This is a genomic window from Methanobrevibacter sp. (genome assembly GCF_045611865.1).
Classification (GTDB): Archaea; Methanobacteriota; Methanobacteria; order Methanobacteriales; family Methanobacteriaceae; genus Methanocatella.
Window position 1 is genome coordinate 1 of sequence record NZ_JAZKXX010000010.1, and the last position, 11,709, is coordinate 11,709.

The window sequence follows — 11,709 nt, forward strand, 5'->3', positions numbered from 1 at the left end:
GGATTGAAACGTTTTTCCTGTCTTGCATAACCCATATATGGAACTACAACTCTAACCTTTTTAGCACCCAAATCCTTCAGGTTGGCTATTATAAAGAGCAATTCCATCAGATTTTCATCCTGAGGATAACCTGTTGACTGAATTACTGTAACCTCATCAGGAATGTCTGCGTCAATTCTTAAATACCTTTCTCCATCTGGAAACTTGCGAGTTTCAACATAAACTAATTCTTCACCAAGTTCACGTGCAACATGAGCCGCTAAGTCTTGTGAAGCTGAACCACCTATAATCACATTATCACCAAAAAATTTTATGATTTAATCTTTGTTTTTAGTCGTTAAAAAAGTTAAGTATTTATATTTAAAGAGCATAATATCAAAGATTATGAAAACATCAGGTAAAATATTAGGAGTAATAGTTTTAATAATCGTAGTATTATTAATCTTTACAACCGTTAGTCCTATTTTAATACTTGCAGAGGATACCACCGAAGGAACACCAGGTGTTGATATGGCAGCAAAAATATCTCCTTTAGGTGGTTTTGATTGGGTTTATCCCGGAAGTTCATACAATGCAAATGGAGAGACACTTCACAACATCCATTTGATTGATCCTGACAATCCTTACGCAGCTGCACGTGAAATAATAAGCTATACATATAAATATACGCCACATATCATAGTGAGCGTCAACGAACAGGCAGCAGAGGCAATATTTGGACTTGGGCTTGTAGACAACATCCGTGCAAATGACGCATATAATGGTTATGGCGCTTCAAATGTTCAAGGAACAATGTCCAGAGGAGATGCAGTAAGCACTGCAATGGGCGGTGGTACTTTTAACCCATTGGAAATTCCAGTGCAACTTTTAATGGGAAACATTAAATTCTATATAGTTTAATTTCCCAATTCTTTTTTTAATGAAACATAACGTAAAATGAGAGTGCCACACCAACCAATGAGATTCCCATCTGAATCAGACCGTGTTTTCTCAATGTCGGGTGTCTTGACTGAACCAGGAAAAACGGCATGAAAAATCCGAAAAACGTGAATGTGGCCACAAGATTGTTTTTTGTAATCAGACTCACGAAAAACCCGCTCCAGGATAGAAAAATAGTTGCGATATAGGAAGCTATGATTGCCTTTTTGTTAACCTGCAAAGGTTGGGCATTGTAAACATAGACCTGTTTAGGCCTCAATCCTTCAACAAGTGGAGTTCCACATTTGGCGCAATAGTCATAATCATCCTGGTTTTCAAAACCGCATTTTTTACAAATTCTTGTCATTGATTAAAATTAGCATTTTTTAATATAATTATTTTTCTAGTTTCATCGCAATTTCTTCAAATGTTTCATTATTATAATTGGTATTTGTTAGGTTTGCATAATATTTAAAGCCCAGCTTTTCCAAAACCCTTCCTGATACAGGATTATCAATCCTATAACTTGCATAAATCTGTTTGACCCCATATTTTTCAAAGGCTATTTCGATTAGGGGCTCTGCGGCTTCGGTTGCAAAACCCCTGCCCCAGTATTCCTCGCCAATCCAGTAGCCAAGTTCAGCTGAGTCATCACCCCACCAGTGATTGGTGTCCGGATGAAAGAGAAGACCCACACAGCCTATTGGAATGTCATCTTTAATGACTGCATAAGTTTCCTTTTTTGAAAATATAGTTCTGATAATGTTGAGGCTATCTTCAACACTTTCATGAGGCGGCCAGCCTGCAATTGGTCCAATATTAGGATTTTTTGCAAAATGATACAGGCATTTTGCATCTTCCTCTTCCCATGGCCTCAACAATAGATTTTTTGTTTTAATCATGCTATCTGTGCTCTTACTTATATTTTTTTAACAAAATCTTAATTATAATGCCGTAATTAAAATAGAACTTTCTTATTTACCCAATGTTTTAATTACAAAATCCTCACTAACATTTAATGCTAAAATGATTTCTTCAATTTAAAACCATTATTACTCATATTAATTATATTTTCTTCAGTTTATTTAAAAATATATTTCCATCATATTTCTTAAGTGAGTAGAGGTATATTGGAAACCTTGCATCCTTGCTGATTTTATAGCATTTGGCCTTTTCTCTTTCGATAGTACTTAAAACATGGACCTCTATAGGCTTATCGGATTGATTAACAATCTGGTCATACAAAGCAGTATAGAACCTAAAATATTATACTTTAAATCAAAAAACAATTATTCATACAACAATATTATTATGAGCTTGAAAAAATATTACAAAACCAATTTAAAATAATTTAAATAGTTATTACTCCCATAGATTAAATTATGAAAGTTAAAGATGGAATTTGTGGTTTTGTTGTTGGTGATGCTTTAGGAGTTCCTGTTGAATTTTGCTCAAGAGAAGAACTTGAAGAAAACCCCGTTATAGACATGAGAGGTCATGGGACTTACGATATGCCCAAAGGAACCTGGTCTGATGATTCATCAATGATTCTCGCCACAATGTCCAGCATTATCCATCAAAAAGCCATTGATTATGAAGACATCATGAAAGAGTTCATGAAATGGTTCAATCAAGGCGAATACACACAATACTATGACACATTTGATTATGGGATTACCACATCCGCTGCACTTCATCGATTTAACATGAAAATTCCTGCTCTTGAATGCGGCGGGAAAGGAGATCGAGATAATGGAAACGGATCATTAATGAGAATGATTCCTCTTGCTTTCATTCCAAATATTGATTTTGAAACCGTTGAAAACGTATCCAGCCTAACTCATGCTCACAAAAGAACACGAATTACATGTGCTTTTTATATTGAAATTGCAAAATCCATGCTTTCCAACGATTTGACAATCGATGAACATATCAAAAATGCCGGTGAGGTAATTAAGGAATATTATAAAGATTCAAAAGAATTAAAACACCTTAAACACGTGTTTGATGATGACTTTTCTGCAGGCATTGTAAGCTCAGGTTATGTAATCTATACATTTGAAAGTGTAATATATTGCCTTAAAACTACTGACAACTATAAAGATGCTGTTTTAAAAGCTGTTAACCTTGGTGGAGACACAGACACCATTGCAGGCATTTGCGGTGGACTTGCCGGAATTTATTACGGTTATGACAACATTCCTGAAGAATGGATTAATGAAATTCCTAAGTTTGATTACGTTCTCAAAATGTGTGAAGAATATGAAAAAATCCTTGGGGAATTTTAATGGATTTGGAAAAAACTATCACGAATATTAGAGCTTCCTGCAATAATTATATAGACCCCAACATATTTGCTTTCATAATAAGTGATGACATGTATATGGGCACCAACAATATACTGGAAATTGAGGGTTATGGTATTGAAAATACTGATTCTTACGAAAAAAGACTTTTAAAAATTGCTAGAAGTGAAAACATATTTCTTCCCGTAGGCGTCATGACATTCATGCCAATTTTAAATGAATGTGACCTTTTTTCAGTTGATGATTATCATTTCGATTTGACAAAAGAGGATTTTAACTTATACTCAAGCGATGAAGAAAAATTACTCGGAATTTTAGTTAAAAAAGATTCGACTGATTATATTATTGGAAAAACAGATGTCTGCAGCTGCAGCGTTGATGCGTCATTTGAAAAACTGGCTGAAAGCGACAGTGAATTTTACAAAAAAATTAAAGAGATTGTGGAAAGTAGAATCATCTCTTAATCATATTTTTCTTAATTTCTTCCCACATTGCCTGTTCTTCTCCACAACCGGACATTATTACATAATTATAACGTGAATTTAAAGCCAAACTTGTAAGTTTTTCTATTCTTTTGGCCATTTCATCATAGCTTAACGGGTAAAAGTCAACCTCATCAAAGTCACGCCTAATAATTTCACAATACTCTTCTGCCTTTTCGATTGATTTTCTTCCGGGAACGACAATTATATGGTCAGGATTCATGTTTTTGATAACATCATAATGGTCATAGAATATATCTTCCTCATCCACATCAGGTGTTGTGTAGATAAACTCAAATGGTCCGTCAATATATTGTTTCATAAACATTGCATTGATTTTTAGGGCATCACCATTGTCACCTTGACCTAAACCAACAAATTTGTTGTCTCCAACATCAACCACCTCAAATCTTCCAGGCGGAATGAAGGACATGTCCAAATTATTGAAAACAGATTTGATTGTGGTTTCAATGTTTTCTATTTTTGGTGTAAAAGTAGCATATGCAGTTATGGAAGCTAATGTATTGTAGATATTGTGGAATCCGAATGGAGGAACGGTTATTTCAACTTCAAAACTTACATCCTTTTTAACAATGTAGTTGAATACTGTACCTTCGATTGTCAATTTCCAATTATCTATTCCAAATTCTGCGTTGGTAAGTTTAACGTTAGGTTCTGGACGTTTAAAACCACATTCACATTCATAGATTCCCCTGTGGTTTAGGAAATTCTTAGAATAGTTTAGAGGTTTTCCACATTTAGGGCATTCGATTGATATTGCACTGTCATCTTCAATCTCATCAATTGCAATTCCATAATAATTAACTGTAACATCTTTTTCCTTTTCAAGACCTATTAAAGCAGTTCTTGGATCATCACAATTGGTTACAACAACTCCTCTTTTCATTCCAGCAGACAAGAGTTTTTTAGCTTTGTAATATTCACTGAACGGGTTTTTGACACCTGCCACTTGGGTGTGTTCCTGTGAAATTGTAGTATAGACAACCCCAATAGGATTGATTAATCTTTGAATTGTATCAGGAATTCCATACTTCATGTTACGGATTCCATATTCAAATACTCCGAGGTCTCCTTTTTGTTTTAAAAGACCTGTTCCGATTGAGTTGATTGTATTGTTTTCAAAGCTTTTTCTGATTTGAACGTCACTTGACAATAACTTTATTAAAAGAGTTGTAGTTGTGGTTTTTCCATTTGTACCTGTAACCATCACGGCTCCGGTTTTCATCTCTGAAGCCAATTTAGATAATGCTTCTTCGCCTCCAAGCTTGATTAAAACATAACCCGGAAGGCTTCCACCATTACCTACACCTATTTTGGATAAATTAATGGATAATTTACCTCCAACTTTAGCTAAACTATAACCTAACTTTACCATGTAATTAGATTTATTTTAATAATATATAAAATTTTAAAAAAAAGAAATTAAAATCCAACACTAGTTGGTTGTTGGATTGTTCATACCGGTTTGTGGAACTTTATTAGCTACTTTAGAACCGATATTTTTCATTTTATCAATGAGTTTATCTTTATTTGAACCGCTGATTAAAATGTTTTCCAATACGTCGCTTAAGGTTTCTGTTGGAATTATTTCAATCATTTCTTCGTATTTCTTCTCAATCATAACGTCCTTAAGGTTTGATTTTGGAATCAATACTTTTTTCATTCCAGCTTCTGCAGCCGCTTCGATTTTGGCAGTTGCACCACCAATAGGCATTACATCTCCACGCACGTTAAGTGAACCAGTTAGTGCAACGGTCTGGTCAATCGGGATTTCCTCAATTGCAGATATTACTGCTGTTGCAATACTTACACTTGCTGAGTCCCCTTCAACACCGTCGTAGGTTTGGATGAACTGAACGTGAATGTCATAGTTTGAAATGTCCTTGTTTGTGTACTTTTTAATCAATGCACTTACATTGTGAACTGATTCCTGTGCAATTTCTCCAAGCTTACCTGTTGCAATGATTTTACCCCCGTTTTTGGATTGGGTTGGAGCTGCTTCAGCTGCAATTGGAGATACTATTCCACTTCTGTCACCTATTACTGCAAGACCATTTACAAGACCTATTCTTCCACCTTCAGCAGATACCATACTGTAGTCTTTTCTTTGCATTATGGACCTGTCAGCGATTTGCTGTTCAAGGGTTCTTGCGAATTTTTTAGCTTCAATAACGTGTGCTGCAGTTACAAGGTCATCACCTTTTTCGATTGCAACATCTCCTGCTGATCTGACTAATCCTCCCAAATCCCTAAGTCTTAGTGTTAGGGCATTTTGCTTACCTGACCTTCTTTTAGCTTCCATGATGATTTCATCCAATGCATCAGGTGCGAAGTGAGGAATTCTTCCATCGTTTTTAACTTCCTGAGCTACGAATTGAACAAGTTTTTCCCTGTTTTCAGTTGTATCATCCATATAATCCTTCATGAATACTTCGTAACCGTATCCTCTTATCCTTGACCTCATTGCAATGTGCATTCCTTCAAGGACCTGAAGGTTACCAGATGCTACTAAAACAAAGTCACATGGAACTGCCTGGGATCTTACCATTGCTCCGGAGGAGTTTTCGCTTTGACCGGTAATTGAGTATTGTTTTTCCTGCATTGCAGACAGGAGTTCCTGTTGGGTTTTCATACTCATTGTACCGATTTCGTCAATGTATAAAACTCCCTTGTTTGCCTTGTGTATCATTCCCGCTTCCACACGTTCGTGTGCAGGAGTGCCAAGACCTCCGGATTGATATGGGTCGTGGCGAACATCTCCAAGGAGAGCACCAGCGTGAGCTCCAGTTGCATCCATGAACGGTGCAAATCTTGAGTCCTGATTGTTAACTAATAATTTTGGAGACATATTATTAGTTTTCGGTTTGATTTGTATTGATATGAGTAAAATTAAAGCTGCTGCAATAATTGATTCAAGCAATCTTCCATACATGAATCCAATTACAAGAATCCCTCCTATTGCAAACATTGTAATGATTGTTTTTCTCTCTTCATGGCCTTTTGCAGAACCTTTAGTTGCCCTTACGATTTTCTTACCTTCTCCTGCCGGTACGGTTCTTATTAGGGGATGGTTGTTATCTTCCATATTTGGGTAAACTAAGATGTCTTGTAAGGTTTCATGAGGGAGAATTTGTGCCATACCTTTAGCAAGCATTGATTTTCCAACACCCGGATCACCAATTAGCAAAACGTTTCTTCTTTGTTTTGCCGCTTTTTTAATTGTTTCAATGGACTCTTCGTGTCCTATAACTTGATCAATTAATAAAGGTGGTACTTCAATATCTTGTGAACTTTTAATATTATCATAATCTAACATAGGTTTTGTTTCGTCTTCTTCTTCAACAATAACCTCTTGGGGCAAATCTTCGATAGATTCCTGTTCATCAAATTTCATAAAACACACCTCACTTTAACTAAATTCAACATACTATTATTAAATATAAACTTGAATATATAAAAAGTTTTCTATTTTAGTAAATAAAAGTAACTAAAACAATTGATATCCCATTAAGTGAAAAAAGTACTTAAATCGATATAAAGTATTGAACATATCATTAAAATCAAAACTTTTAATTTAAGAATTAAATAGTAAATTAAATTTTAATTTTGAATTATATAGCTAAAAAGATAATAATATATAGTATTAATTAGATATTAATTATTACAAGGTTTAATTACCTTGTCAATTAACTTGAGGTTGATAACATTTTAATTTCAGTCGATTATGACCCCAAAATAAATCAACCTTAAGTTAACTATTACTAAAACTATTTTTAATATTAATGACAAATACTCATACATGACTCATTGTATCATGGTTCAGGGCACCTCATCTAATGCCGGGAAAAGCATGCTCGTGGCAGCACTATGCAGAATTTATAAAAACAGAGGCTATAAAGTCGCTCCTTTTAAATCCCAAAACATGTCCTTAAACTCCTATACTACTTTTGAAAACGGAGAAATTGGAATAGCACAGATGCTGCAGGCAGAAGCTGCGATGATTGAACCAAGCATACACATGAACCCAGTTCTGCTAAAACCAAAAGGGGACTTCACATCAAATGTCATAATCCAGGGAAAATCCATCGGAGATATGGATTTCTATGACTACCAGCACAAATACCACAATGATGCCCTGAATGCAATAAAGGAAAGCTTTGAAATACTGTCCGAACAATATGACATTATCGTCATTGAGGGTGCAGGATCTCCTGCCGAAATCAACATGCGTGACCAGGATATTGCAAACATGGAAATAGCACATATGGCCGATGCGAATGTAATCCTAATAGCGGACATTGAAATGGGAGGAGTATTTGCAGCGATTGCCGGAACATACGTTTTGCTTGACGATTACGATAGGTCACGTCTAAAGGCGACCGTAATCAATAAATTCAGAGGCAATCTGGATATCCTAAAGCCAGGACTAGACAGGATTGAAGAGATTACCGGTGAACCTGTTCTAGGAGTTCTTCCATATGATGAAACATTAAAATTACCGGAAGAGGATTCAGCCTCTTTAACTACCCATGTCTTTGCAGAGGACAAGGACATCACAATAGGAGTGATAAGGCTTCCTAAAATCGCCAATTTCACTGACATTGACCCATTTGAATATGAAAGCGATGTGGCTCTTAAGATGATTGGCATCAATGATGAAATCGGAGATGTCGATGCGATAATCATTCCAGGAACCCGTAATTCAACAGAGGATATGTTCGCCCTTCGTGAAAGCGGCCTTGCAGACAGAATCATTGAAAAATCAAAAGATGTGCCGATAGTTGGAATCTGCGGAGGATTGCAGATTTTAGGAAACGTGATTCATGATGAGGAAAAACGTGAATCCAAACATGGTACAATTGAAGGATTGGGACTGCTTGATATAGAATCCGAGTTTTCAAGAGCCGGAAAAATCGTTACCCAATCAGAAGCAACAATTCCAGATGATTTGGACGGCATGGCCGGTGAAATATTTAAAGATATTGCTGGTGAAAGCGTTACCGGCTATGAAATCCATGAGGGAACAAGCGAACTTAAGGACTCATGCGGACTATTAAAAATCAGGAAAGGACAAGGAAACAACGATGACGGAAAGATAGACGGCGCTTCAAATGGAAATGCATTTGCAACCTATTTCCACGGAATATTCCACAACTATAACTTCAGAAGAGAATTTCTGAATTATCTGAGGGTTAAAAAAGGCCTTGAAGCAAAATACGGTGAAGATCCATATGAAACCCAAAAAGACTACTCCCTAAATCGCCTTGCCGAAATCGTTGAAGAGCACCTAGATATGGACATCATTGACAGATTGATATTCGAATAAACCGCATTATTTAAAAATGTAAAACCACATAAATATAATTATCAAATTATTTGGAGATTTAAAAAATGATTTTAAATGTAAATGCAACTAATAAAAAATCTGGTGAAGTAATTGCTTTTGCATTAGAAGGCAATGCAGACGCAGGATTCACTTATGAAGGAACACACATGCAAGAAGTAGCTGATAACAAAATCAGAGAAGTTTGTAATGGTTTGATTTTACTCGGTTCACCAATCTACACAATTAAATCTGGTCAAACTGAAACCATAGAAAACATGACCTTCGTTACTGAAGTTACAGCAGAATAATTCTGCTAACTCTTTTTTTATTTTTAATTATTTCTCTTTTTCTAAAACATTCCATCAAATTAAAATTAATACAGATTAATAAAACATATCCATAGTTTCTTCATATGATACGCCTTCACCATCCTCATCAGACGGATATTTATGAAATTTTTCACCGCAAAAAATGCAAAACGTATTATCTTCATCATTTAATTTATTGCAAAAAGGACATCTCATATCAGCCATAATATCTCCTCTTGAACTATCCTAAGAATCTTTGGTATTCTTGAACTTTTTAATAAATACTAGTGTAACAACAGCCGTTGCAATAACTGAAATTATATTGGCAACCATTGAAGGCAAACCCAAACCTTCCGAAGCCTGCAGGATATATGCAAATGCAATCAGAGTACACACGACTGCCGGAGCCAATGTAACAATGTATTTCTTTTCATTTTTAATCAGATAGACTGTAGCGGAATAGAGAACAATTGTTGCTACAATCAATTGAGACCATGCGAAATATCTCCAAATCAAACTAAAGTCTATGAATGTCAGTCCAAATGCTATAAGAAACAACGGAACAGCAATCTTCAGCCTTGACATGAATTTATCCTGGTGGAAGTTAAGTTCATCGGCAATTGTTATTCTTGAGCTTCTAAGTGCAGTGTCTCCAGATGAAATAGGACAGATTACAACACCGATAACTGTTAAAAGCAAACCGGCAGGACCTACCAATGCCATTGCCATTTCATTGACTGCAACTGCAGGAGATGCGCTGTAGATTGTCGCAAGCTGAGGTTGGCCATGGAAAAATGCCATTGCAATTGCCGCCCAACAGAGGGCAACCAAACCTTCCAAAACCATTGCTCCGAAAAACACCGGCCTTGCATCCTTTTCATTTTCCACACATCTTGCAACAATCGGTGACTGTGATGCATGAAAACCTGAAATTGCTCCGCAGGCAATAGTGACAAAGAGATATGGGAAAATGCTTTTGTCTGTCAAATACAATCCCTGAGTTGTAAACTCGGGAATGGTGTATGACGGATTGAGTATTAATGCTCCAGTCATCAAAACGGCCATAACCAATAGCAATGCCCCGAAAATTGGGTATACCCTACCGATGATTTTATCGACCGGAAATACTGTTGCAACCAAAAAAGTAAATGAATATTGCAGTTACACAGATAATAACCGGAATATTGGTCAGGTTGCTAATCAAATCAGCAGCCCCTTTTGCAAAGGTGGCTGAAACAAGAATTCCAGTAATCACGATTAGAACTGCAACGATTGTTTTGAGTCTGGCTCCCAAAAACTTGGAAACGATACCCGGCATTGTCAATCCATCATCGCGCAGGGACATGAATCCTGAGAAGAAATCATGAACGCTTCCAATGAAGATTGTACCTAAAACAATCCATAAAAATGCAGCCGGACCGAACAATGCTCCTTGTATAGCTCCGAATATAGGTCCCAAACCTGCAATGTTTAAAAAATGAACCAGAAAATTCTTGGTTTCAGACATAGGTAAATAGTCAACATCATCCTCTAATCTGTAGGCAGGTGTCTGGCGGGTTTCGTCAACACCCGCAATCCTTTCAATAACCTTTCCATAAACAAAGTAGGATGCAACCAGTACTAAAAAACAGATAATGAAACTATACATCAAGTATATTTTACATGATTACGTTATAAAAAATTTTTGATAGGGTGAACTCTTAATTAATTCAATAATTTAAAAAAAAAAGTAAAAATATTTCCTAGAGATAATCTAAGAAATATTGATTTCGGTTTATTTACCGAATAAAGTTCTTATAAGAGGATCTTCAATTACTTCTTCATCCTCTATACAATTTTGGAATTGCACTCCTTGTCTTACAGGTTCTTCAGGTGCAAATGATGTTGTAACTGCCCAGTATCCTGCTAATCCTCCAAGTGCACCAGCTGCAGCTGACCCTCCAATCACAAACAAGCAGGTTGTAACTGAAGTATACAATACAATTTTTGAAAAAAACTATGTTACAAACCATGCCGCCGTATCCAACAACTTCAAAGATACTGAACTTAAAATGGAAAGTTGTGCCCTTGTTGGAAATTATATACATCTTAACAGCGGCAAAGCATATGGTGATGTTGCATTGGATGATAATGCTTCCCTATTATATTGCTGGTGGGGTCAAAATGATATAGGACACTATTATTCTCCACATAGCTCTGATTGGGACGCATGGAAGATAAATGCATCAAGATGGCTGATAATGACTTTCACATCAAATAATGAAATAATACAACAGGACAAAAACAACATATTGACTGTCAGCCTGCACCAATACTTCGATAATGAAACCAAAGAGATATATGATTAT

14 protein-coding genes are annotated in these 11,709 nt (G+C 36.0%); 6 read left to right on the forward strand and 8 right to left on the reverse strand.

The features are described 5' to 3' along the window. Window positions 1-293, reverse strand: a 293-nt coding sequence (locus ACKI32_RS00955) for a ribose-phosphate pyrophosphokinase-like domain-containing protein (protein ID WP_407412807.1), incomplete at its 3' end; no start/stop codon positions are given. Between the two features lie 91 nt (window positions 294-384). Here ACKI32_RS00955 and ACKI32_RS00960 point away from each other — a divergent pair. Continuing rightward, on the forward strand, window positions 385-900 hold the full coding sequence (locus ACKI32_RS00960; RefSeq protein WP_407412808.1) for a hypothetical protein: 516 nt from the start codon (window positions 385-387) through the stop codon (window positions 898-900). A 16-nt stretch (window positions 901-916) separates the two neighbouring features. On the opposite strand, the gene ACKI32_RS00965 is transcribed toward ACKI32_RS00960, so the two are convergent. Both ACKI32_RS00965 and ACKI32_RS00970 read right to left on the reverse strand, forming a co-directional pair. After that, window positions 917-1,285: a zinc-ribbon domain-containing protein gene (locus tag ACKI32_RS00965; protein ID WP_407412809.1), complete on the reverse strand. Its 369-nt coding sequence runs from the start codon at window positions 1,283-1,285 to the stop codon at window positions 917-919. Between the two features lie 28 nt (window positions 1,286-1,313). Beyond that, window positions 1,314-1,820, reverse strand: a complete 507-nt coding sequence (locus tag ACKI32_RS00970) for a GNAT family N-acetyltransferase (RefSeq protein ID WP_407412810.1) — start codon at window positions 1,818-1,820, stop codon at window positions 1,314-1,316. Window positions 1,821-2,300: 480 nt separating this feature from the next. Between ACKI32_RS00970 and ACKI32_RS00975 the strand changes: the two genes are divergently transcribed. Then, a complete protein-coding gene (locus tag ACKI32_RS00975; RefSeq protein ID WP_407412811.1) occupies window positions 2,301-3,206 on the forward strand; it encodes an ADP-ribosylglycohydrolase family protein in 906 nt (301 codons plus the stop codon). Further along, a complete protein-coding gene (locus ACKI32_RS00980) occupies window positions 3,206-3,688 on the forward strand; it encodes a hypothetical protein (protein ID WP_407412812.1) in 483 nt (160 codons plus the stop codon). The genes ACKI32_RS00975 and ACKI32_RS00980 overlap by 1 nt, the downstream gene beginning before the upstream one ends. Here the strand turns inward: ACKI32_RS00980 and ACKI32_RS00985 are convergent. After that, window positions 3,678-5,102 (reverse strand): Mur ligase family protein, encoded by a 1,425-nt coding sequence (locus tag ACKI32_RS00985; RefSeq protein ID WP_407412813.1) that lies wholly within the window; start codon window positions 5,100-5,102, stop codon window positions 3,678-3,680. The genes ACKI32_RS00980 and ACKI32_RS00985 overlap by 11 nt on opposite strands. A 60-nt stretch (window positions 5,103-5,162) precedes the next feature. Continuing rightward, on the reverse strand, window positions 5,163-7,121 hold the full coding sequence (gene lonB, locus ACKI32_RS00990) for an ATP-dependent protease LonB (RefSeq protein ID WP_407412814.1): 1,959 nt from the start codon (window positions 7,119-7,121) through the stop codon (window positions 5,163-5,165). Between the two features lie 405 nt (window positions 7,122-7,526). Between lonB and cobQ the strand changes: the two genes are divergently transcribed. Beyond that, complete coding sequence (gene cobQ / locus ACKI32_RS00995; RefSeq protein WP_407412815.1) at window positions 7,527-9,053, forward strand: cobyric acid synthase CobQ; 1,527 nt, start codon at window positions 7,527-7,529, stop codon at window positions 9,051-9,053. 65 nt (window positions 9,054-9,118) lie between these two features. After that, complete coding sequence (locus ACKI32_RS01000) at window positions 9,119-9,361, forward strand: hypothetical protein (RefSeq protein ID WP_407412816.1); 243 nt, start codon at window positions 9,119-9,121, stop codon at window positions 9,359-9,361. 75 nt (window positions 9,362-9,436) lie between these two features. Here the strand turns inward: ACKI32_RS01000 and ACKI32_RS01005 are convergent, their stop codons facing one another. From ACKI32_RS01005 to ACKI32_RS01015, 3 genes are read right to left on the reverse strand one after another with little or no spacing between them, the layout of a single operon-like run. After that, window positions 9,437-9,586, reverse strand: coding sequence for a hypothetical protein (locus ACKI32_RS01005; RefSeq protein WP_407412817.1), 150 nt, complete (start codon window positions 9,584-9,586; stop codon window positions 9,437-9,439). 21 nt (window positions 9,587-9,607) lie between these two features. Further along, complete coding sequence (locus tag ACKI32_RS01010) at window positions 9,608-10,501, reverse strand: carbon starvation CstA family protein (RefSeq protein ID WP_407412818.1); 894 nt, start codon at window positions 10,499-10,501, stop codon at window positions 9,608-9,610. Then, window positions 10,473-11,009 (reverse strand): carbon starvation CstA family protein, encoded by a 537-nt coding sequence (locus ACKI32_RS01015; RefSeq protein WP_407412819.1) that lies wholly within the window; start codon window positions 11,007-11,009, stop codon window positions 10,473-10,475. Before ACKI32_RS01015 ends, ACKI32_RS01010 begins: the two co-directional genes overlap by 29 nt. A gap of 115 nt (window positions 11,010-11,124) precedes the next feature. On the opposite strand from ACKI32_RS01015, the gene ACKI32_RS01020 reads away from it, so the two are divergent. Beyond that, a partial coding sequence (locus ACKI32_RS01020; RefSeq protein ID WP_407412820.1) for a hypothetical protein occupies window positions 11,125-11,709 on the forward strand: 585 nt, incomplete at its 3' end.

What these genes read in the sequence shown, in the direction of transcription:
- ACKI32_RS00960 (WP_407412808.1), top strand. Translation starts at nt 385, where the DNA reads ATGAAAACATCAGGTAAAATATTAGGAGTAATAGTTTTAATAATCGTA.
- ACKI32_RS00965 (WP_407412809.1), bottom strand. Translation starts at nt 1,285, where the DNA reads ATGACAAGAATTTGTAAAAAATGCGGTTTTGAAAACCAGGATGATTAT.
- ACKI32_RS00970 (WP_407412810.1), bottom strand. Translation starts at nt 1,820, where the DNA reads ATGATTAAAACAAAAAATCTATTGTTGAGGCCATGGGAAGAGGAAGAT.
- ACKI32_RS00975 (WP_407412811.1), top strand. Translation starts at nt 2,301, where the DNA reads ATGAAAGTTAAAGATGGAATTTGTGGTTTTGTTGTTGGTGATGCTTTA.
- ACKI32_RS00980 (WP_407412812.1), top strand. Translation starts at nt 3,206, where the DNA reads ATGGATTTGGAAAAAACTATCACGAATATTAGAGCTTCCTGCAATAAT.
- ACKI32_RS00985 (WP_407412813.1), bottom strand. Translation starts at nt 5,102, where the DNA reads ATGGTAAAGTTAGGTTATAGTTTAGCTAAAGTTGGAGGTAAATTATCC.
- lonB (WP_407412814.1), bottom strand. Translation starts at nt 7,121, where the DNA reads ATGAAATTTGATGAACAGGAATCTATCGAAGATTTGCCCCAAGAGGTT.
- cobQ (WP_407412815.1), top strand. Translation starts at nt 7,527, where the DNA reads ATGACTCATTGTATCATGGTTCAGGGCACCTCATCTAATGCCGGGAAA.
- ACKI32_RS01000 (WP_407412816.1), top strand. Translation starts at nt 9,119, where the DNA reads ATGATTTTAAATGTAAATGCAACTAATAAAAAATCTGGTGAAGTAATT.
- ACKI32_RS01005 (WP_407412817.1), bottom strand. Translation starts at nt 9,586, where the DNA reads ATGGCTGATATGAGATGTCCTTTTTGCAATAAATTAAATGATGAAGAT.
- ACKI32_RS01015 (WP_407412819.1), bottom strand. Translation starts at nt 11,009, where the DNA reads ATGTATAGTTTCATTATCTGTTTTTTAGTACTGGTTGCATCCTACTTT.